General features: G+C 44.1%; 20 protein-coding genes. 14 read left to right on the top strand and 6 right to left on the bottom strand.

Annotated features, from left to right (window positions below; all coding sequences use genetic code 11):
- Positions 1-28: 28 nt before the first annotated feature.
- Positions 29-1453 carry a UDP-glucose/GDP-mannose dehydrogenase family protein gene (locus M917_RS06865; RefSeq protein ID WP_021814071.1) on the top strand — a complete coding sequence of 475 codons (1425 nt, stop codon included), beginning with the start codon at positions 29-31 and terminating at the stop codon, positions 1451-1453.
- A gap of 167 nt (positions 1454-1620) precedes the next feature.
- On the opposite strand, the gene M917_RS06860 is transcribed toward M917_RS06865, so the two are convergent.
- On the bottom strand, positions 1621-3111 hold the full coding sequence (locus tag M917_RS06860) for a phosphohexomutase domain-containing protein (RefSeq protein ID WP_021814070.1): 1491 nt from the start codon (positions 3109-3111) through the stop codon (positions 1621-1623).
- Positions 3112-3607: 496 nt separating this feature from the next.
- Here M917_RS06860 and mazG point away from each other — a divergent pair, with 496 nt between their 5' ends.
- From mazG to yjgA, 8 genes are all read left to right on the top strand, one after another.
- A complete protein-coding gene (mazG, locus tag M917_RS06855; protein WP_021814069.1) occupies positions 3608-4474 on the top strand; it encodes a nucleoside triphosphate pyrophosphohydrolase in 867 nt (288 codons plus the stop codon).
- Positions 4458-4835 carry a ComEA family DNA-binding protein gene (locus tag M917_RS06850; protein ID WP_040642244.1) on the top strand — a complete coding sequence of 126 codons (378 nt, stop codon included), beginning with the start codon at positions 4458-4460 and terminating at the stop codon, positions 4833-4835. Before mazG ends, M917_RS06850 begins: the two co-directional genes overlap by 17 nt.
- Positions 4836-4998: 163 nt before the next feature.
- Positions 4999-7233, top strand: coding sequence for a polynucleotide adenylyltransferase PcnB (pcnB, locus tag M917_RS06845; RefSeq protein WP_021814067.1), 2235 nt, complete (start codon positions 4999-5001; stop codon positions 7231-7233).
- 56 nt (positions 7234-7289) lie between these two features.
- Positions 7290-7862 (top strand): 2-amino-4-hydroxy-6-hydroxymethyldihydropteridine diphosphokinase, encoded by a 573-nt coding sequence (gene folK, locus M917_RS06840; RefSeq protein WP_319802565.1) that lies wholly within the window; start codon positions 7290-7292, stop codon positions 7860-7862.
- Between the two features lie 85 nt (positions 7863-7947).
- Positions 7948-8748, top strand: a complete 801-nt coding sequence (panB, locus tag M917_RS06835; RefSeq protein WP_021814065.1) for a 3-methyl-2-oxobutanoate hydroxymethyltransferase — start codon at positions 7948-7950, stop codon at positions 8746-8748.
- A 102-nt stretch (positions 8749-8850) separates the two neighbouring features.
- Positions 8851-9759: a pantoate--beta-alanine ligase gene (gene panC, locus M917_RS06830; protein ID WP_021814064.1), complete on the top strand. Its 909-nt coding sequence runs from the start codon at positions 8851-8853 to the stop codon at positions 9757-9759.
- A 42-nt stretch (positions 9760-9801) separates the two neighbouring features.
- Entirely contained in the window at positions 9802-10767 is a 966-nt protein-coding gene (gene rapZ / locus M917_RS06825) for an RNase adapter RapZ (protein ID WP_021814063.1), read from the top strand.
- A 57-nt stretch (positions 10768-10824) separates the two neighbouring features.
- On the top strand, positions 10825-11337 hold the full coding sequence (yjgA, locus tag M917_RS06820; RefSeq protein WP_021814062.1) for a ribosome biogenesis factor YjgA: 513 nt from the start codon (positions 10825-10827) through the stop codon (positions 11335-11337).
- Between the two features lie 168 nt (positions 11338-11505).
- On the opposite strand, the gene M917_RS06815 is transcribed toward yjgA, so the two are convergent.
- On the bottom strand, positions 11506-12126 hold the full coding sequence (locus M917_RS06815; protein WP_021814060.1) for a thiol:disulfide interchange protein DsbA/DsbL: 621 nt from the start codon (positions 12124-12126) through the stop codon (positions 11506-11508).
- 391 nt (positions 12127-12517) lie between these two features.
- On the opposite strand from M917_RS06815, the gene ubiG reads away from it, so the two are divergent.
- From ubiG to M917_RS06795, 4 genes are all read left to right on the top strand, one after another.
- Positions 12518-13384: a bifunctional 2-polyprenyl-6-hydroxyphenol methylase/3-demethylubiquinol 3-O-methyltransferase UbiG gene (gene ubiG / locus M917_RS06810; RefSeq protein ID WP_021814059.1), complete on the top strand. Its 867-nt coding sequence runs from the start codon at positions 12518-12520 to the stop codon at positions 13382-13384.
- A 69-nt stretch (positions 13385-13453) separates the two neighbouring features.
- On the top strand, positions 13454-14164 hold the full coding sequence (locus tag M917_RS06805; protein ID WP_021814058.1) for an HAD family hydrolase: 711 nt from the start codon (positions 13454-13456) through the stop codon (positions 14162-14164).
- Positions 14165-14282: 118 nt separating this feature from the next.
- Complete coding sequence (locus tag M917_RS06800; RefSeq protein WP_021814057.1) at positions 14283-15119, top strand: YciK family oxidoreductase; 837 nt, start codon at positions 14283-14285, stop codon at positions 15117-15119.
- Between the two features lie 150 nt (positions 15120-15269).
- Positions 15270-15536: a DksA/TraR family C4-type zinc finger protein gene (locus M917_RS06795; protein ID WP_021814056.1), complete on the top strand. Its 267-nt coding sequence runs from the start codon at positions 15270-15272 to the stop codon at positions 15534-15536.
- A 240-nt stretch (positions 15537-15776) separates the two neighbouring features.
- On the opposite strand, the gene M917_RS06790 is transcribed toward M917_RS06795, so the two are convergent.
- Both M917_RS06790 and ompR read right to left on the bottom strand, forming a co-directional pair.
- Positions 15777-17009, bottom strand: a complete 1233-nt coding sequence (locus M917_RS06790) for a CobW family GTP-binding protein (protein ID WP_021814055.1) — start codon at positions 17007-17009, stop codon at positions 15777-15779.
- A 24-nt stretch (positions 17010-17033) separates the two neighbouring features.
- Positions 17034-17792 carry an osmolarity response regulator transcription factor OmpR gene (gene ompR / locus M917_RS06785; protein WP_021814054.1) on the bottom strand — a complete coding sequence of 253 codons (759 nt, stop codon included), beginning with the start codon at positions 17790-17792 and terminating at the stop codon, positions 17034-17036.
- A 396-nt stretch (positions 17793-18188) separates the two neighbouring features.
- On the opposite strand from ompR, the gene M917_RS06780 reads away from it, so the two are divergent.
- Positions 18189-20729, top strand: coding sequence for a Tex family protein (locus M917_RS06780; RefSeq protein WP_021814053.1), 2541 nt, complete (start codon positions 18189-18191; stop codon positions 20727-20729).
- Positions 20730-20920: 191 nt separating this feature from the next.
- On the opposite strand, the gene M917_RS06775 is transcribed toward M917_RS06780, so the two are convergent.
- The gene (locus tag M917_RS06775) at positions 20921-21367 is read right to left on the bottom strand and encodes a hypothetical protein (protein ID WP_021814052.1); all 447 of its coding nucleotides are present in this window, start codon (positions 21365-21367) and stop codon (positions 20921-20923) included.
- A gap of 389 nt (positions 21368-21756) precedes the next feature.
- Positions 21757-22584 carry a hypothetical protein gene (locus M917_RS06770; RefSeq protein WP_021814051.1) on the bottom strand — a complete coding sequence of 276 codons (828 nt, stop codon included), beginning with the start codon at positions 22582-22584 and terminating at the stop codon, positions 21757-21759.
- Positions 22585-22682 lie beyond the last annotated feature (98 nt).

The following is a 22682-nucleotide window of genomic DNA, read 5'->3' as shown; positions in this document are numbered from 1 at the left end:
TCGGTTAATAATGTTAAAAGGCGAATCCATGAGCACCGATGCAAGTTACAAACCTACCTCAGAATATAAAAATAATTCCGCGCTGAATCAGCTTAGCAATGCTTCTATTTGTGTGCTTGTCGGTCATAGTATTGAAGCTATTACCAGTGCTGTGGTGCTGGCTAGCTTGGGCCAGCGTGTCCACTTGTATGCAGCTAGGCAGGCATTGGCACAGCACATACAGCAATATGGTTTTGAGCATCACTTGCAAGCACTATGGCAAATGTATGAGCAGCAGCAGCTTATTGTGAGTCACGATTTGCCAGACAGTGCCGACAAGCTCATACGCCGCTATGAAACAATGAATCATGATGCCAGTCATGATATTAACCGTGATATCAGTTATAGCTATAATATCGATGACCAAAAAACAGTGGCGCTTTATTGGTTGTTTTTAAACAGTATCAAGTCCGTCTGGTTTGAGGACAGCTGGATTACGGCGTTTAATCACAGTCATCAGCAAGCACTACCGCTAATTATGAGCGATATTGAGCAATTGGGATATGTTTCAGCATTGGCGCAGCGTTTACAGCGTGCTTGGGTGTATTATGTACCCTTTGTATTCCTAAAAGATGGTGATGCTTATAGCTCGATGTTGAATCCTTCATTGTGGTTACTCGGTGAAAAAACGCCGCACAGTAGCCAACATCTAGAGATACTGAATCCTCTAATGCAGCAAGCGCATGCCACTCATTATGCTGATATCGCAACGATAGAATTTGCTCGCAGTAGTATCATGGCTATGCTCGCGACGCGCGTGAGCTTCATGAATGAGATGTCACGCTTGGCGGATAGTCAACAAGTTGATATCAGCCAAGTGAGCCGTATTATGGGATTAGACGAGCGGGTTGGCAGTAGTTACCTGCAAGCTGGATGGGGGTTTGGCGGTGATACTTTACCAACTGAATTGACCAAGTTGCAGCAATCGAGCCAAACGCACAGTTTGGATATGCCGCTATTGCAAGCTATCATGCATATCAATGAAGACCAAAAAGAGCTGATATTTCGTAAATTCTGGCAGTATTTTGATGGCTTTATTGACCATAAAACGGTCATGATTTGGGGCGGAAGTTATAAAGCGGGATCTGGACGTACCGCTGGCTCAGCCATTCATCCATTATTGGCGCTACTATGGTCTTATGACATTCGTACTCTGGTGTATAGTGATAAAGCACAGACTGAACTGGCCATGCTGTATAAGTCGCAGCCACTGTTTGAACTGATTAATAGTCCTTATCAGCAGCTTAATGAAGCCCAAGCAATTTTTATTATAAGTTGGTCGCCAAGAGATCAGCTAGATATTACTAAGATCAATGAGCAAGCAATGCCAATGTTTGATGCGCAAAATACATTGACACGGCCGCAAATCGAGCGCTTGGTGGGTGATTATATAGGGATCGGTCGGTCTAAATAACTGTTCAACACGCCTTATATAGTCGATTTTAAATAAAACAGAACCATTATATTTTAACGCTAAACTGGAGTAAATTTTCTTGCTTGCTGTGCCTTCGCAGCTCGATGTTGCAAAAAATTTATTCCAGTGCCGCTGACTCGTTTTGATACTGAACTGATTATATAATCCTAAGCTGGTACAGCACCTTGTAATGCTAGCCACTGCTGAATTTCTTGGATTTTGGTTGCCAATAACGGTTCATCACCGCGACTTTCAATGTTCAATCTGATGAGCGGTTCCGTATTGGAAGCCCGTAAGTTAAAGCGCCACGCACCAAAGTTGAGACTTAAGCCATCTAGCGTCGATTTGGTTGGTTTCTGAACGCTGAACTTCTCTTCAATGGCGCGAATGATGGTCGGTGCATCTTGAGTGGTGAGATGAAAATTTCGCTCGCCTGAGCTGGGATAAGCGTGAATATAACCCGTGACCAATTCGGATAGCGTTTTGCCAGTGATGGCCAATAGCTCAATGGTCAACAGCCACGGAATCATGCCGCTATCGCAATAGAAAAAACCCCGAAAGTAATGATGAGCTGACATCTCACCGCCATAAACTGCGCCTGACTCACGCATGACTTGCTTGATAAACGAATGGCCAGACTTGCTAATCACTGCCTTGCCATTATGATTTTTTATCACCGCTTCAGTGTTATATATCACACGCGGATCATAGACGATGGCCTCGTTTGGATACTTGTTCAAAAACGCCTGCGCGAGCATACCCACGATATAGCTGCCATCAATAAACTCACCGTTTTCATCAAACAAAAAACAACGGTCAAAATCGCCATCAAACGCAATACCAAGATCGGCTTTGTGTGCTAGTACGGCTTGCTGAGTGGCGATTCTGTTGGCTTCAATCATGGGATTGGGTATGCCATTGGGGAAATTGCCATCAGGAGTGTGATGCAATGTTACTATCTCAAGTGGAGCACCGGCTTGTATCAGTTTGTCAATTAATAAATCAACCACAGGGCCTGCGCTGCCATTGCCTGAGTTAATCACCAATTTGAGCGGTTTGAGTTTATCGGTGTCGATAAAAGTCATCACATGCTCAATATAAGCACCTTTGTCCGTCAGTAATTGCAACTTCCCTGATTGGTTATCTTTGGTGAATTGTCCAGACTCCGCCAGCGCTTGAATTTCTGCCAAACCATCATCGGCACTAATTGGTTTTGAGTGTTCCTTGACCAGTTTCAAGCCATTATAATTAATCGGGTTATGACTGGCGGTCACTTCGATACCGCCTAATGCGTGATAATGACTGGTGGCAAAATATACCTCTTCTGTCCCAGTCATGCCCAAATCAATCACATCAACGCCAGCGTCTATCATACCTTTGATAGCTGCTTGTTTTAATGGCTCACTTGAATGACGGATATCACTGCCGATAACGATAGCAGGCTGCAGATTTACCATATCATCGCTGGCTTGATTCGCAACTGCTGCCTGATAACGCTGAAATAAAATCTGGGCAAAGGCGCGCCCGATGCGGTAAGCAATGTGTTCATCAAGATTGACCCCAAGCTCGCCGCGAATATCGTAAGCTTTAAAAGAATCGATCACAATAGGATCAAACTCAGTGGCTGGCTGATAGCCGTTGGTCGCAGAAGTGGACATAATAATAAAGTTCCTTGCGCGTGAGCAGTGATAAAATAAAAAAGTAAATAGTGCGATGATACGCCAAACTGTGTTCAATGATACACTAACTATTCAATGAATAAAGCCAATGCAGGTAAAGCAGATGTAGATAGTTACAGCATAAATCTGTGCTGAGTTATTAGGGCGTGTTTGATGATTCAACCATGGCACTGACAACGACTATTTTTTAGGCGATTCGAAGGTAAAAATAGTAAGTATAGTTATTCTATACGTCTGTTTTTATCAATAAAGCGGCAAAAAAGAGTCCTGTCCGCAGCTTTTATTATCGGGGCTGATGCTAAAACTGCCCCATACTGTGTTGCAAGTCTCGCTAAGGTATTAACATTATCATCGACTTGCGCCTTGTCTGGAACCGTTTCAGCAATCAGCAGTGCCTATTTGTGAATATCAAACACGCCCTATTCATTTTTAAACGCTAAATCAAATGATAAACAAAACGATAAGAGCATCTTCTATGAGTACGTTAGACACTGAAATAAAAACCCCTGAACCTGTGCAAGGGTTGCCGGACGCAAGTGGTCAACTTGAGGATCTTTTGGCACTCATGGCACGTCTACGGGCTGATTGTCCATGGGATAAAAAACAAACCAATCACAGCTTAATTCCGTATGCCATTGAAGAAGCTTATGAATTGGGCGAGGCTGTGCAAAATGATGATGACGAGGATATAAAAGGCGAGCTTGGTGATGTGCTGCTGCAAGTGGTTTTTCATTGTCAGATGTATGCGGAACAAGGTCGTTTCGATATCAATGATGTCATTACTACCTTGCAAGAAAAACTGGTGCGTCGTCATCCCCATGTATTTGAAGCAGAAACCCTCAAAGATGACGTAGCGGTAAAAGAGCGCTGGGATGAAATTAAAGCGGAAGAACGGCAAGCTCGCGAGGCACGTGGTAAACCAACGCGTCGTTTGGACAGTATCAAAGCGGGCAGTGCGCTTATGCAAGCACAAGATGTACAGAAACAAGCATCAAAACTTGGGTTTGATTGGGAGGGCATCAGCGGTGCCTTTGATAAGCTCGATGAAGAGATTGCTGAGCTAAAAGCTGAGCTGGCAGATACATCCAAAGCGGACATCAAGGCCAATATTCGAGAAATAGAAAAAGAGCTTGGTGATTGTATGTTTGCATTGGTCAACGTTGCCCGTAAATTGAACCTCGATGCTGAAACCGCCACACTGACGTGTGTGCATAAGTTTAAATCACGTTTTGGTTACATTGAAGCGCAGTTAGCTGAGGTCGGCAAGCGCCTAGAAGATAGCGACATAACAGAGATGGATGCACTGTGGGAAGCGGCTAAACGACATGAACGTTCACAATAAATTCTCGTTTGCTGGCTTAATAACGAACGCCGTTTGCTGCCTAGTATTGGTTATTGCTGTGCTCAATAACGCTAATGCAGCCCCATGTTTTGACAACCCGCAACGCGCCTATGAGTATTTATTAGCACAAGAAAAATCAGCCACACAAGCCCGTGATCAAAAAATGATTAATATCAATCGTGCCAGTGAAGGCGAGCTTGTGTCATTGCATGGTATTGGCAGCAGTAAGGCGCAAGCAATCATTTTGTACCGTGAGATGTTTGGCGATTTTAAAACGGTTAATGAGTTGGCAAGGGTCAAAGGTATCGGTGTAAAAACCATTGAGAACAATCAAGGACGTTTGAGCGTGCAGGATCGATAACTGTATTTTGCATTAATTAACGCCAGTATTGATAAAATAGCATGTAAGTAAGTGTCATAACACACCCAGCACGCCCAAAATTTGTTAAACTAGCAGGTACATCCGCCTGATAAACGCTGTGTTCGTCAGAGGTGGTCAAAGAATACCGGCGAGGAGTAGATGCATGGCCGAGCGTGCCGCCAAGCAGTTAGAACTGAATAAATCTGAATTACCCAATTCCATTACTGAAGTGATTACTACATTGACCCGAGCTGGCTTTGATGCCTATATCGTTGGGGGCGGGGTGCGTGATACCTTATTGGGTCTGCGTCCAAAAGACTTTGACGCTGTCACTGATGCCAAGCCGCATGAAATAAAAGATGTCTTTGGTAAGCGCTGCCGTATTATCGGTCGCCGCTTTCAGTTGGCGCATGTGTATTCAGGACGAGAATTGATTGAAGTTGCTACTTTCCGTGGTCCGCCAACCAGTGATGCCAATACCAATCAAGACGGTATGATCTTGCGTGATAACGTCTGGGGTGACATCAAACAAGACTTTTCTCGTCGTGATTTTTCTATCAATGCCCTCTATTATCAGCCCCTAAAAGGCGTGGTTCATGATTTTTGCGGTGCGCTTGAAGACATTGATAATAAAATCATTCGCCTTTTGGGTAATGCGCCAGTTCGTATAGAAGAAGATCCGGTACGATTGTTACGAGCTTTACGTTTTAAAGCCAAGTTGGGTTTTGAATTTGATGACGCGTTGTCCGAGCAATTTCATGATGGTAATTGGGCATTACTTGAGCAAATATCCCCGCATCGTCTCTATGACGAGACGCAAAAAATGTTCACGGGTGGCTATCTGGTGCCACTGTTACCGCTATTGTTTGAGTCTGGCGCAATTGATAGTTTAGTCATTTATCCGCCGTCTGAACCAAGTGCCTTAGTGAATCAAGTGGCGATCAACACGGACAAGCGTATTGCAGCAGGCAAAAGTATCAATCCTGCGTTTTTTTATGCCGCGCTATTGTGGGAAAATTATCTGCACCAATTGGCAAAAGCCAAAAAACGCAACATGCCGTTCGCTGAAGCGCAAATGCATGCCGCCAGCAAAGTTATCGACCGCCAGCGTATCAAAACAGCGATTCCCAAATTTGCTGAGCAATTTATCCGTGATATTTGGGTGCTACAACCGAAACTTGCGGCGCCGCGTAGCAAACAAATTGTCCAGCTCTCTGAGCATCCGCGTTTTCGTGCAGGGTTTGATTTCTTATTACTGCGTGAACAATGCGGTGATGCTGAACACCCTTTGTCAGAGTCAACCAATGACATGGGTGACTGGTGGCAGACGTATCAAACGCTGTCTGAGCAAGAGCAGCAGCGAGCTATTAATGATTTTGACGAAAATATTCGTCGCGGTGCTTATAAACAAGGGTCACGTGGACGCAGCCGCAATCGTCAAAACCCAGAGTCTACCCCCGCTGATGAGCCAGTATCTAATCAACACAATACTAAGCATAGCAAAACCAATGGTATGACTGAAAAAGGTGTGAGTAATCAGACAATGGTAAATGATTCATCAAATATCCCATCACGCCGCCGCCGTGCAGCTAATCAAGCTACATCTGCTAAGCAACAATCTAATGGCAATAAAAGTAAAGGTAACGATACGCAGCAAGTAACACAAGACAGCAATGAGCTTCTCCAGTTACAGCAGTTGTCTCTTGCTAATAGCCGTAATCAAGCGTCAAACAAACGCCATAACGCTAAGCCTGCACCGTTATTTGTCATAGAGCACGAAAACGTCGTGCCGCCATTACAAAAGCAGCTGTCAGATGCCGAAAATCATAGACGTATCGAAGCACCTGTGCAGAAAAAGCCAGCAGCAGTTGAAAAAGAATCACCGCATCAGTCGCCAAAATCCGATGTTAAAAGCAATCGCTCAAATAGTGTCAAGCCACCTAAAGTCAGTCAGTCAGAGATTGAGACGTCACCAACAACGAGCGCACACGCTACTCGTTCGGTAGCAAGGTCGCCTGCGCTAGTGAGCATGAATAACGAGCCGGTTCCACATAAGCGTCGCCGCCGTCAACCCACTACCACTGTAGACAATACAAGCAGTATAGAGACTCAAGCAATTGACAACAGCGATCAAACGATTGCAAAGTATTCGAAAAAAGCGCCAAAATCAATCACTGGATCTACTGTAAAAGTGGATAATAAGGCTAAAGATACAGCTGAGCATGAGGCAACCGTGAAAGCTGCTGCGCCTGCCAAAGCTAAAAACCCCACCAACGCAAGGTCTGTTGAAAGTAATCAAGTGACCCATAGTCCAGTGATAGCCAGTACGGTGAATGACAATAAAGGCCCTATACCATCAAAGCGCCGCCGCCGCCAGCCCAGTACAGACAATGCTTAATTGCGATAGCAGCAATTGAATGTGGATTTTATAATTAAATGATCACTATGCCATCTATGTCCAACATTGACAGCAATAACAAACCTAGCAGTATGAAGACAGATTTCAATACATATAACAGTCAGGCTGATATATGGGTTAGTTGCTATGTGGGTTTGGGTAGCAATCTAATAAATGAGTTGGGTTCACCTGTCGAGCATATAGAGCGAGCACTTGTCAGTATGCAAGAGCATGGACAAATACGTGAGCTTCAAGCTTCTTCATTTTATGCATCAGCACCTATGGGACCGCAAGACCAGCCAGATTTTGTCAATGCGGTGGCTGGTTTTGAAACGACATTGACCCCATTTGCATTACTGGCATATTGCCAGCAGTTAGAAGCATTGGCTAAGCGTGCACGTATACGACGTTGGGGTGAGCGCAGTCTGGATGTCGATATTTTACTGTATGGCGACTTACAAATGACAGATCCCCAGCTGACTATACCGCATGCTGGGCTGTCCGAGCGTAATTTTGTATTGATACCATTACGAGAATTGACGCCAACGCTGACGATTGCAGCAATACCGATAGCGGACTATCCACAAAGTGCTGATTGGACAGGCTTAACATTATTATCATGCGACTGATGGTTTCTTTGTTACAGTCAAGTTAATGGGCCACGAAAGTGATAAAAGTGATAGTTAAAGGCATTGCAGACTAATTGAGGGTGATATGACAACGTTATCTACTTTGAATAAATTTAAAAAAGACGGTATCAAATTTACTTGTTTGACGTGCTATGACGCGATGTTTGCACGGATGATGGATAAAGCAGAGATTGATACCATTTTGATTGGTGATAGTTTGGGCATGGTTGTACAAGGTCATGATTCAACGCTACCAGTGACAGTCAATGACATGGCTTATCACACTGCCAATGTTGCCCGTAGTAATAAGCATGCTTTGATTTTGGCTGACTTGCCATTTATGAGTTATGTGACGTTGCCAGAAGCTGTCATCAATAGTCGGCAATTGATGCAAGCTGGCGCGCATGTGATTAAAGTCGAGGGTGGCAGTGAGCTTTGTGAATTGGTCGCGACGTTGGCGCAGGCAGGTACACCAACCTGTGTGCATCTCGGTTTGACGCCGCAATCTGTCAATGTCTTTGGTGGTTACAAAATCCAAGGACGTGGTGATGAAGCGGCTGAGAAGTTACTTATGGATGCTAAGGCTGTCGTCGCTGCTGGTGCCGCGCTGTTGGTGTTAGAATGTGTGCCAGCTGAACTTGCAAAAGCTGTGACGGCAGCTGTAACAGTGCCTGTGATTGGCATTGGTGCTGGCGCAGATACCGATGGTCAAGTGCTGGTCATGCATGACATGCTGGGCATGGCTCACGGTCGCGTACCGCGTTTTGTACATGATTTTTTGACTGATGAACGTAACAGCGCTCGCAGTATAGAAGGTGCGTTTGCACTGTATCAGCAGTCCGTACGTGAAGGCACATTCCCAACAGAACAGCACCAGTTTAGCTAGGGCGTGTCATCAAATCGCACATTGATACATTTTAATCCTTATAATCTAATTAATGACACGCCCTAGTCTTATACAAGATTTTAAATAGAAGAATACTCAACAATGCCTATTATTTATCATGATATTTCAGCCTTACAAGCGGCCTTGCAGTCTTATCGTGGTCACCAAAATGACAGTCAGGTTGGTTTAAAGCGTATTGCGCTAGTACCAACGATGGGCAATCTGCATGATGGTCATCTTGAGCTGGTAAAAATTGCCAAACAGCAGGCTGATATCGTGGTAGTCAGTATCTTTGTCAATCCTACTCAATTTGGGGCTGGTGAAGATTTTGATAGCTATCCTCGTACACTAGATGAGGATGTCGAAAAATTGGCCACTGTGGAGGCGGACTATGTTTTTGCCCCCAGTATCGACGAGATGTATCCAGTCTTGCCGCCACCGACCTCTGTACTCGCTGGTGCTATTACGGCTCAGTTATGTGGTCAATCGCGTGCTGGCCACTTTGATGGTGTTGGCATTGTCGTCTCCAAATTGTTCAACATCGTACAGCCTGATATGGCGGTTTTTGGGCAAAAAGACTATCAGCAACTCGCCATTATTAAGCAGTTGGTACGTGATTTGAGTTATCCCATTGAAATCATCGGTGCACCTATTGTCCGTGCTGCTGATGGATTAGCGCTATCATCACGCAATCAGTATTTGAATGCGGCTGAGCGTCAGATAGCACCTGTACTCCATAGAGAGCTGCAGTATATGGTGCAAAAACTAAAAAGCGACGATCAGCGTGAGCAGGATTTTGGCTCGTTATTGGCCGAAACACATCAGCGTATTACTGAGGCTGGTTTCATTATTGATTATCTAGAAATAAAAACGGATGAGCTGGAAGTTGTCGCTAATAATGCTACAGCCTCCACCGTAGAACATAAAAATTTAATTGTTTTGGTTGCTGCTTGGCTAGGACGTGCACGTTTATTGGATAACCAATTAGTGACGGTGAATCAATCGTTTTGATGCAGTGATTTGCTGAATGCAATGGACTAGGATGGATGAATCATGGATTTAAATCAGGACAAAAGCAACGACCAAGAGGAGCAGATAGCGGATAAGTCAGCAACGGATAAGCTGAGTATTCTGGTTGTATCTGGTCTTTCAGGATCAGGTAAAACGTCAGTATTGAATATATTAGAAGATCTGGGGTATTACTCTATTGATAATCTACCGCTGTCCCTATTGCCAAACGCTGCGCACAAATTGGTAAATGAAAGTGGTATTTGCCGTATTGCACTTGGCGTTGATATCCGAACGCCACGTGCTGATTTGTCCAACTTTGTAGAAATGCATGAATCTCTAAAAGCAACTTATGGGAACCACGCAGTAAAAATTGTGTATGTGACAGCGCAAAACAGTACGTTGATAGCACGTTTTAATGCGACTCGCCGTGTCCATCCACTTATGTTGCAGGACACCGATAGTGATCATGCTAAGCATATTGCTTTTAATCTACCTGCCGCGATCAAAAAAGAAGTGGAGCTATTAGAGCCAGTCGCTAGTCACGCCGATATCAGAATGGATACCAGTAATCTGAATATTCATCAGTTAAAAGACAATTTGCGTGAATACGTTGGTGTGAATAATCAGATTGTCATTAACCTGCTGTCTTTTGGTTTTAAATATGGCAGCCCTATGGATGCCGATTTTGTATTTGATGTGAGAATTTTGCCAAATCCACATTGGAATCCTGAGTTGCGTAATGCAACAGGTCTTGATGCAGAGGTTGCAACATTCTTTGCAGATTGTCCAGAAGTGTCTGAGATGACGGATGATATCGAGCGATTCTTGACGCGTTGGCTACCAGAGTTTCTGCACAATAATCGTCATACGGTGACGGTGGCGATTGGCTGTACGGGTGGTAAACATCGCTCAGTATTTATCGCTGATAACTTACAACGTCGCCTTGTTGATACGATGCCACAAGGCATAAAAGTGCTGGCGAAGCATCGTGAGAAAAGTCGTTGGTAGTTATCGTTAAAAAACAAATATGATTTATTCTATTACTTATTATTTTGGAAAGTTTTTATGATTGACTGGTCAGAACAGGACATGCGCGTCTCGCGTACGGAACTCAAAAAATCCCATGAGCGCTTGCAACAGTTGTCGATACCGCTTGCCAACTTATCAAAAAAGCAGCTAAAAGCCCTGCCAGCCAGCGATTATTTTATGGCAGAGTTGATGGCACTGGCTGATATTACCAGCGCCAATGCGCGTAATCGCCAAACCAAGCGTGTCGGCAAACTTATTAGCGAAGAAAATCGCCATGAACTGGTAAAAGCGTTGTTTGATGCGGTTTTTCCAAAAGAGCAAATCTCAAAAATAGAAAGTTGGTATGGGCGTTTAAATATCGATGATGAAGGAACACTCAAACAATTCGTCAAACAATACAAAGCCTCTGAGCACCATAGCATGTATCAATTGCTATTGTGGATTGAGTACGCCAAACACATGCAAGATGATGAGCTGATGGCAGAGGCCAAAGAAGACTTGGCAAGTTATATTCGTGAAGTGGCTATCTTATCGCAGTTAAAAAAATAGTAATCTCAATTCTAAAAGATATAATTCGCATGGTCAGTCACGCCTCATAATATTGTGTATCCATTTTATTTGGTATTGACTATATAATCGATAACAAACAAAAAAGCCAATCATCGAATGATTGGCTTTTTTGATATATAAATACATCCTGCATCAGTACGGTTTGAATTACTTCTTTTCAGCGCGTGCTTTATCGACCAAATAATCCACAACTTTAGGCACTTTTGCACTTTCACCCGTTACAACATATTTGCCTTGTACGACCACGGCTGGTACGCCAGAGAGCTGGTAGCGCTTAGCACCTGCTTGTGAACGACCAATCTTTGTACCAACAGCAAATGAGTTATAAAGACTGTTGAATTTTTTCTCATTCACACCTTTTGTTGCATACCATTTGCTCAATGAAGATTGATCAAATAGTTTTTTGCCGTCTTTGTGAATGGCATCAAACAATGCGTCATGCGTTTTGCTTTCAAACCCTAGGAGCTGAGCGGCATAAAAACCACGAGCGTTGGCTTCCCAAACAGGGTTTAGCGCGGCTGGAGTCTTAAAAAATGCAACGTCTTTGTCCTTGGTTTTTGCCCATTTTTCCATGTGTGGATTCAGAACATTACAATGCGGGCAACCATACCAAAAAAACTCACGAACAATGATAGCATCACCGCTAATTTTTTCTGGATTGTCTAGCACGCGATAGTCTTTGCCAGCGACATAGTCGGCCGCTTGTGCGCCCATAGTGGCAAGTCCAATGGCCATAGCCAGACCAGTCAGTGTGATGACACGTTTCATACTTTATCCTTGAGGTGTGAAGACTTAGGGTTCATTAGGGTATTTCTGTATCTATGGTTTTGAAGACATAGTTTTTAAAGTGTATAAACGCCATAGCGCCGAGGGCAGTCAAACCAAGTGCAATCGAACTGAAGTGGCGTATCGACTATAATAACGCAAAACGCATGTAGTTGTGAATCCGATTCTTAACTGATGGTTGTAAAGCTGTGAGCTATTCTTTAAGGTATCTTGCTTCTTTCGACTTGCACCTATGGTTGCTTAGACTTGCTAAGCCCATTCACAATCGGTGACGATGTACTCACGACAAAACCGTCCCTCTCATGCTAATATTAAATCCAGCTTCGTGCACCTGATACGATAATAATGATAATGACAATAAAGGAAAAACGCTATGAGCGCAGCTCTATCTTTGACTGCTTCGAACGAACAAGCAAATGGCTCTCTCGATGACAAAATGACCGCCATCAATGTAGATCCTAGCGAAGTCGAAAAATTCAACAACTTGGCCAGCGAATGGTGGAGCAATACGGGCGCGTTTGCGACCTTGCACGAAATCAATCCTCTGCGTCTGAATTGGATAGAAGAAAACATCAAGCATGGCTATCAGGGTTATGAAGGTTATCAAAATGACCATGATAGCCATAATATGGCAGCCGTGAATAAAACAGCAGATACTGGGCTGGCTGGTAAAAAAGTACTTGATGTCGGTTGTGGCGGCGGTATATTGTCAGAATCCATGGCACGGCGCGGTGCAGATGTAACAGGAATTGACTTGGGTACCGAGAACCTAAAAGCGGCGGCACTGCATGCAGAGCAGAGCGGTTTAGCCGATACTTTACGCTATCAGCATATCCCAGTAGAAGATCTAGCAAAAACGCACGCCGGTCAATTTGACGTGGTGACTTGCATGGAGATGCTTGAGCATGTGCCTGACCCCAGCTCGATTGTACAGGCTTGTTTTGAGCTATTGGCCCCAGGCGGTGTTTGTGTGTTGTCAACAATTAATCGCAATCCGAAATCTTATTTATTTGCCATCGTTGGGGCAGAGTATGTATTACGCTTGCTGGATCGCGGTACGCATGACTATGCCAAATTCATTACGCCAGCTGAGCTAGACAAAATGGCCATCGATGCTGGATTTACACGCCAAGACATTATTGGTTTGCATTATAACCCGCTGACCAAGCGCTATTGGCTGGCACAAAATGTCGATGTTAACTATATGATGGCCGTACAAAAACCCATAATTTCAGCTTAATGCCATAGTGCGTTATTTGTACGCCATGCTATTTTATTAAACACGTTACCAATTTTGAGAGCATTCACTATGACCCAATTTGTAAAAGCGGTGTTATTTGACCTTGATGGGACATTAATCGATACTGCTGCTGACTTTGTCCGTATCATCGGTAAAATGAGTCGCGAAAATGATTGGCAAGCGCCACCTGAAGCAGACATTCGTGAGCAAGTCTCTGCGGGTGCGTCGGCAATGGTACAGTTGATGCTACGGCACAACGATCAACTTGAGGTCAGTGAGGCAGAGTTACTCGATTTTCGCCAGCAGTTTTTAGACGACTATGAAGCAGAGATATGCGTCGACAGTTGCGTTTTCAATGAACTGGAAGCTGTATTAACGGCTCTTGAAGAAAAGAATGTGCCATGGGGAATCGTGACCAATAAGCCCCGTTATTTGGCAGAGCAATTACTAAACAAGATGCAGTTAGATGAGCGCTGTGCCGTTCTGATCTGTCCTGATGATGTGTCCCGCTCCAAGCCTGATCCAGAGCCCATGTATATGGCGTTAGAAAAGCTTGCTATCCCTCGCGGTGCCGCTGGCTGTGTTCTGTATATTGGCGATCATATAAGAGATATCGAAGCTGGCAATGCAGCTGGCATGCCAACGATTGTAGCCGCTTATGGTTATATTCCACCTGAAGACCAAAAGAATCTAAAGAAATGGAATGCTGATTACATCACCAATACTCCTGAAGAATTAAACCGGTTATTGCTTTCTTCTGGTAAATTTGAATATTTATAAATTGCCTTGATTATTACCTAGGGCTTGTCATCAATTAGATTATGACAATTAAAGTCAGCTGAATTGATGACACGCCTTCGCATTCTAACTATATAAACGATAAGTAGTGAGTAATACCATGAGTGACCAGACCAATCAGTCAGCTACGCAGCACTATAATTCTCAAGCCGCCCAAAACTCTACTCAGCCTTTGGCTCATGACGACATTCGTAATTTCGTGCCAGCTAGTAACTGCCTAGACGGCAAAACTATCTTGGTGACGGGTGCAGGCGATGGTATTGGCCGTGTGGCAGCACTGACCTATGCCCGTTATGGCGCTACCGTTTTGCTATTGGGACGTACCAGTAGCAAGTTGGAGTATGTGTATGATGAGATTGAGAGCTTTGGTGGTAAGCAGCCAGCCATGCTACCGATGAATCTAGAAGGGGCGACCTATGCCGAAATGCAGCAGCTAGAAGGACTAATTAACAAAGAAGTCGGACAGCTGGATGGTATTTTGCATAATGCTGGTATGCTTGGACAACTGACACCGCTTGAGATGTATGACGTTGATACGTTTGCCCAAGTGATGAAGGTCAACTTTACCGCGACATTTATGCTCACCCAAGCATTACTGCCGTTATTGAAAGATGCAGATCATGGTTCTATTGTCTTTACCTCTAGCACAGTTGGTACAAATCCTCGCGCTTTCTGGGGAGCTTACGCGCTATCAAAGCAAGCGGTAGAAGGTATGAGTGATATCTTTACCCAAGAGACAAAAAATACCACAAATCTGCGATTTAACTGCGTCAATCCTGGCGGCACGCGTACCAACATGCGTGCTCATGCGTATCCAGGAGAGAATCCTATGAGTCTAAAAACGCCGGAAGACATTATGGCAGGCTATGTTTGTCTCATGAGCGATGACAGTATCGGGGTGCGTGGACAAGTGGTCGAGCTACAGCCAAAGGATTAGCAGCGATATTTTTGGCCAATATCATCACGTTTTATGTAGGGCTTGTACGTCCACTCATAGGTTGCAATCAGTGAGTAGAAGCCCCATCTATTTGTTCTTAAAGAATTTTATGTATCGGATGATACTCAATAAAAAAAATAGGACAAAATCATGGCAGGTGGCTGGTCAAGAGATGGTGCTGAGCACGAACAAATGGATGCGACCGTTAACGATGCCCTAGAACGGGCACGACGCTCGTTACCGACCGGTATTAGTGCTGAGTTTTGTGATGAATGCGGCAGTCCCATTCCAGAAGCGCGGCGCATAGCAGTGCCGGGTATCCAGCATTGTGTCGGCTGTCAGACCGAGCTTGAGCAAGAGGCAAAAGCTGCTGAGCTATTCAATCGGCGTGGTAGTAAAGACAGCCAATTGCGTTAATTAAAAAAATGCCTCTACTATGTAAATAGTAGAGGGCATTTTTTGTGCGGATTTTATAGGATAGCGGTATTTATAGTTGAAATACTTTAAAGTCGCTACAGTATTGCTGGTGTAAATTTTTTGCAGCCTCTGTCTGCGTAGGCACAGCAAGCAAGAAAAATTTGCACCAGCAGTACGTGTTGTATCGATATTACTTTTCACCGATTATATCTTGCTACTCTCATTTTTTGAAAGAGTTCATCAGATAACCATCGCCATTAGCTCGCGGTCGCACGCATCCCAATCTATGATAGACGGTAATTCTATAAAAGTGGAAGGTGAAGACTCATTTTCGGTGCCTACTTGATTATCCTTTGCGATTGTATCTTGAGCCTCACTATTATTTTCATCTAACTGTAGGATAATCTCTAACCGACTATCAACCTGTGAGCTAACCGTACTGGTGGTTAAGCTATCAGGGGTAAAGTTGATCTGTAGCCAGCCATCAGTAGTATGCACCACACCTTTGATACGCTGCCAGCTTGGCAACTTTAATAACCAATCTTGTAAATTATCCGCTTTCAATACATAGTGCGCTGGCAGTCGCCAACCTGCTAACAGTATGTCTTGCTGCTTTTCATGATAACGATAAGGCTGATCAAGATCTGTGTCAGTCTGAGTCTCATTATCGACAGTAGAAAGGCTTGAAAGTGAGTCAGCCGCTAGAGACTTATTCAGTGGCTGTAAGCGAACGGTGGAGTTTTGAGGGTGAGCAATATTCACAGTACGCTGTTTTAAGATAGTACAACTGGGCTTGGTCAGCTGGGTGCGTAATGCTGATAAGTAGGCGTTCAATGAATATTCGTCCTCTGGCGTGGTCTGCACAGAAGGCGCCCAAAAGATGTTTACCTGCGAATTGAGCTTGGCTATCCATTCTTGCAGCGCTTGTTTTTCGCCATCGTTCAATTGAGCGTAACGATTAATCACCAACACATCAGCATCACGAACGTGCGCTTGAAAGCCATCGTGAGTACGATATTTGTCTTGCTGCCATTGCACAGCGCTAAGCACCGTTATCACCGCCTGCATCTTTAGCGCTGTTTGCCAATGCGGCGCACTGAGTTGACGTATCAGCTCACGTGGATGCGCAAGCCCTGTGGGCTCAATGAGCAGTCGCTGCGGATGGTGGTCGCTGAGCAGACGGCTGATAGCGATTTGTAAGGGCAGCTGACTGGTACAACAAATACAACCACCACTGACTTCACGAATAGCAATGTTGTTTTGCTCAGCGGTATTGTCTTGCGAGCTGGTCAGTAGCGCACCATCAATACCGATCCGACCAAACTCGTTAATCAGTAATGCCCAGCGCTCATCGGTAAGCTTGATAGAAAGCAGCTGGTTGATCACTGTGGTTTTGCCAGCCCCCAAAAACCCTGTCACCAAGGTGCAGGGTATGTTTTGAAAAATAGTAGAGGTGTTCAAAGCAGGGCTCATAGCGTTAAAGGTATTGAATGAAAATTACTCACTTTTAACGGCTTCAACGTCAGCTTCGTCAGGAACGAATACATAACCTACGCCCCATACGGTCTGAATATAACGCGCCTGTGAAGGGTTGTCTTCAATCAGACGACGCAAACGAGAGACCTGTACATCGATAGATCGCTCCATCGCACCCCATTCACGACCACGCGCAAGATTCATCAGTTTGTCACGAGTCAATGGCTCACGCGGATGCTGAACCAAAGCTTTCAAGACAGAAAACTCACCTGTCGTTAGGGTGACTACGTTGCCGTCACGTTTGAGTGTACGAGTCGATAGATCTAGTGTCCATGGGCCAAATTCAACGACTTCAAGTTGATGACTTGGGGCACCCGGCAGCTCACGGTTTTGACGACGTAATACCGCTTTGATACGAGCCAACAGCTCTTTTGGGTTAAAAGGTTTTGGCAAATAATCGTCCGCCCCTGCTTCAAGTCCGGCGATACGATCGGCGTCGCCCCCTTTAGCCGTGAGCATAATAATAGGGATATCGCCATTATTTTCACGTAGACGCTTACAGATACTGATACCGTCTTCGCCTGGTAGCATCAAATCTAATACCACTAACGAAAAAAGCTCACGTTGCATCAGTTTGTCCATCTGGCTGCCATCGTGTGCCGTACGAACGACAAAACCATCGTCTTCTAGAAAGCGCTGCAACAAAGAGCGCAGACGGGCGTCATCATCGACGACTAAAATACGCTGTGTCAGAGTATCGGGGCTGGTATTATCAGGCATACAGGCATCCTCTTATAAAATTATTATTAGTAGAAACAATTAACTTTTAGTCAAAATATGATGGTTCACAAAAATAGTGTCATTGCTTGTGTCATTGTTTAATGGTCAATCCATTGATTATCGAGAAATCTTCTAAAAATAACTACATTTGTTCAATATAGCAGTCATTAGTAATATTTTTACGATTGATACTTTAGTGTATAAGATTGCAGTCATAATTGCATCACTCATAAAGAAAAATGCTGTATGCGTTTGTTTAACAAGGCGACCGAACTGCTGATATAAGGCGATTTTTGCTACAAAACACGCGATAAATAACGAAAAGATAAAAAGGATTTTTATTCATGCAGCTTTTGCTATAATGCAAAGCTACATTTCTCAACGATTGATACGTATATGAGTAGCACTGATACCTTAACGCCATCTCAAACCTCGACAAATGCACAGGTTTTGGATGCAACCACACACGCGAATATTCACGACAAGCTTGCTCGCGCGCTTGGCATTAAGACTGCTCAAGTCAATGCGTTTGTCAAACTTTACGATGAAGGCGCGACTGTTCCGTTTATTGCCCGTTACCGCAAAGAAAAGACGCAGAATCTCGACGATGCGCAATTGCGAGCGTTAGAGAAGTCTCTCAATTATGAGCGTGACATGGCTACTCGTCGCCTCAAAATTACTGAGCTACTGAGCACGCAAGGCAATTTGACCGACGAGCTACAGACGCGCATTGATAATGCGACATCTAAACTTGAGCTAGAAGATATCTATTTGCCATATCGTCCGCGTCGCCGTTCACCCGCTGCCAAAGCTCGTGCCGCTGGTCTCGACGTTGCCGCGCAAGCCGTCATGACGCAAGAGATTACCCCAACGGACGCGCTAGCTGACTATCAAATGCAGTCTAGCATTACCGATGATAGTGGTAATGAGATTGAGGTGGATTTTAGCGATATCGACAAGCAATTGGCTGGTGTACAGGCCATCATCGTTGATGAATGGACGCAAGCATTAGACTTGTTAGATAATTTGCGCAGTGGTTTTGCCAAAACCGCCAGCATCGTCTCGAACGTGGCTAGTGACGAAAAACGTGAAGTCGGTGAGAAGTTCAAAGATTACTTCGAACATAGCGAAAGCCTTGCGCGTCTGCCTAATCATCGCCTGTTAGCGATGTTACGTGGTCGTCAAGAAAACGTCTTGGGGCTAAAAATTGAAGGCGAAGACACGCCTTTTATCGAAAAAATCATTGCACATTTTGATGTCGATGCCAAAGCACCTGCTGCCCGTCGTGAGTTTTTAGCAGAAGCCGCTAGTAGCCTATGGAAAGATAAATGGCGTCCGCATATTGAGCATCGTTTATTAACTGAAAAACGTCTGACCGCTGAAGCTGATGCCATCGATGTTTTTGCCAATAACTTGCAGCACTTATTGATGTCAGCACCTGCGGGTCGTAAAGTTATCTTAGGCGTTGATCCTGGCATTCGTCATGGCGTCAAAATGGCGATCGTCGATGCTCAAGGTCATGTCATGTTAGATAATGATGATAAGCCTGTCGTGGCGACGGTCTATCCGTTTGCCCCTGACAATAAAATGAATGAAGCAAAGTCAGTTATTGACGAGCTATTGAGCACTTATAATGTCGATTTGGTGGCTATTGGTAATGGTACCGCGAGTCGCGAAACAGACGCCATGATTAAAGAGATTTTAGCGGCCAATGATACGCTAAAAGCCAAAGCTGTCATCGTCAATGAATCTGGTGCCTCTGTCTATTCAGCCAGTGAGCTGGCCAGTGATGAATTGGCGAACTTAGATGTCTCGGTACGCGGGGCCGTTTCTATCGCTCGCCGTCTACAAGATCCATTGTCAGAGTTGGTCAAAGTCGATCCAAAAGCCATTGGTGTTGGTCAATATCAGCATGACGTGAATCAAAGCCAGTTGGCAGATAGCTTGGATAAAGTGACTCAAGACAGTGTAAACGCCGTTGGTGTGGATGTGAATACCGCAAGTCCCGCTATTTTGGCGCATATCGCTGGTTTGAATAAAAATGTCGCGCAGCAAATCGTCACTTATCGTAAAGAGCATGGCGCATTTGACAGTCGTGAGTCATTGAAAAACGTCCCACGCTTAGGTGCTAAGACCTTTGAACAAGCAGCAGGCTTCTTGCGTGTTCATGGTGGTAGCAATCCACTTGATGCGACAGGCGTGCATCCTGAAAGCTATGCATTGGTTGATAGCTTATTAACGCAAACGGGCAAAGCATTGCCAGAAATCATCGGTAACGATGGTGTGTTGAATACGATTGATACTACTGCGCTTGCTGCTAACGACGATAACATCAGTGTAAAAGCAATCTTAGATGAGCTTGCTAAGCCTGCACGTGATCCTCGTCCTGAGTTTAAAACGGCCAACTTCCGTGATGATGTCAACAGTATTAAAGACCTTAGTGAAGGCATGACGTTAGAGGGTGTCGTTACTAATGTGACCGCCTTTGGTTGCTTCGTCGATGTCGGTGTTCATCAAGATGGTCTGGTTCATATCTCACAAATGGCCAACGATTTTGTTGCAGATCCGATGAATCGTGTAAAACCAGGTGATATTGTCTCGGTACGTGTCATCTCCATTGATGAAAAACGTGGCCGCATTGGTTTTAGCATGAAGCCTGAGGCTGAAAAGCCAGCTCGCCCAGTAGCAAAATCTTCTGAGGCAAATGCAGATAACGATGATAAAGTCAGTCGTCCACGTAGTGCTCGTCCAAGCAGCAGTCGTCCAGCCGCTGACAAGCGCTCGTCAAAGCCACGTGGCAGTCGTCAAGACAAAAGCAGTACCGATACTCGTAGCAAAGCGCCCACACCAAAGTCTGACAGAGCTGAGGCTCCTAGCAAAATGGGCACCTTAGGTGCGCTATTACAAGAAGCTGGCGTGACTAAAACTAAAAAATAGCTCATATTGATAGTAGCAGTGACAAGTAATAAAAAAGGCAGCCATAGGCTGCCTTTTTTATTACATCGAATATATGTGAGAGAATTTAATAAAAATGCTTTATTAAGTGCTTCATTTTAAATTATCAAAACCAATATTTCTATTGATTTAATAATTTATCGAGTGTCTTCTGAACCCTTTGGTCAAATTTTTTACTCTGCCATTTCTTCTTGTAGCATGTCTTCTTGTGAATCTTGTTCTTGTAGTAATGCTTCTTCTGGGTCTTGCATATCTTGTTGTTGAGCTTGCCGCTGCATATCGATTGGTTGCTGCATATCTTGCTGCTGAGTTTGTAGGTCAGTAGGCATTGTTTGTGGGTTAGTATTGTTATTAATTCTATTCACGCTGGCTCTTGAGATTCTTTGCGTCTCATTAATGACAAACGGATTAGACTGGTTTGCGTTTGCACTGTTAGCACTTGCACGCTCCATCTCAATGGCATTATTAGTAGATGCAGTTTGCGCTGCTTGCATATTTGCTGCCGCTTGTGCGGTTTGCATGTCTGCTTGTGCCGTATTATTAGGAGCAGCCATTGCCAAGCTTGGGATGGTAAGCGTGGCGGCAACGAGTAGCGATAAAGGTAGAGTACGTCTTTTCATTAATGAATTCCTTAATTTATAGTCTTATAATGTCAGTTTAAAATGGTTCAAACTTGACTCTTATTCAGAATTATTCTATTTAGCAAAAATATATATTGAAAATTAATTTAGTATTTTAAATATATATATTTAATATTTCTAACATTCAACCTTTAGAAAAAATAAAATCATGATAATCATTAAGCGATTATCATGATCCGTTTTGGTGAAGAGTTTTATAAGCCAACCTAAATCAATTACAAACTCCAAGTGTGAGAATAACAACTAAGTACTCAATCATTCAGTAGTGGATAGATTAAAAGTCTAACAGCTTAGTATATGATTGTGACGTTATGAAAATGTCACAATCATATTTTGTATAGAATTAAGCTAAGTTTTTCGCTAGTTTTTTATTCAACAATAATATATTTACCTGTGTTTGGGTCAACAATACGTTGTTGGTTTTCAACGTTAGGGACACGAATGACTGGGAACGTTTGATCAATTTCGATGTTATCAATCACGTCCGCGTCCGCTTGTTCGCCGACGACAACAGTACGATTTATTCCTTCAACAGCAACTGCTGTGCCTTGAGTGGTATTTAAACGTTTGATTTGATCTTCTGGGGCAATAATGACTCCCTTAACACTGTACTTGGTAGGGCGAATGACACGAGTGGTTTCAACGATGACTGGTTCCATAATGCGCGCTTCGGTAATGGCAATTTGTGCTTCTGGCGCTTTGGCTTCGCTGATAACGGGTGTTGGAAATTTACTGCCAAAATGGTTGTCACACTGCTGCATGGTTAGACGGACAGGGTTGCCTGTTCTGTCCATATAAACGTTGACTGGCATATCGGCCGCGATAGGCACATATTTACCCACTAGAGCACCTGAAACACCGTAACGACCGTTTGATTGACCTACACCTAGGTCGCAAGCGCCTGCAGAATAATCACTAGTACGCAAACTATTGTTATCAACCACACTTTGCGGAATCATTACTTCTGACAAGCGCATCTTTTTGACAGCTACTTCGCCAGCTTGGCGTTTAGGGTTTTGATAAGTATAAGGTGTATAAAATGTGGCAGAGCCATTTTTGACGGCTGTGACACACTCATCATAGCTGTCATAACCAACATTACCATGCCCATCGGTTGTCATGGCAGCGTTGGCAGAGCTAGCAAACATAGCAAGACCTGAGGTCATTACAGCGGCTGTTAGTAGATTCAATTTCATAATAGTTTCCTCTCAATGATAGATTAATTTTTTGACTGTAGAATATTGCAAATACAAGCAGCGCAGATTACACAGCGCAGTTTGTTTTAAAGCGTTTT

The organism is Psychrobacter aquaticus CMS 56 (genome assembly GCF_000471625.1).
Classification (GTDB): domain Bacteria; phylum Pseudomonadota; class Gammaproteobacteria; order Pseudomonadales; family Moraxellaceae; genus Psychrobacter; species Psychrobacter aquaticus.
The sequence above is the reverse complement of the archived record's forward strand: the minus strand, read 5'-3'. Positions and strand labels throughout refer to the sequence as shown.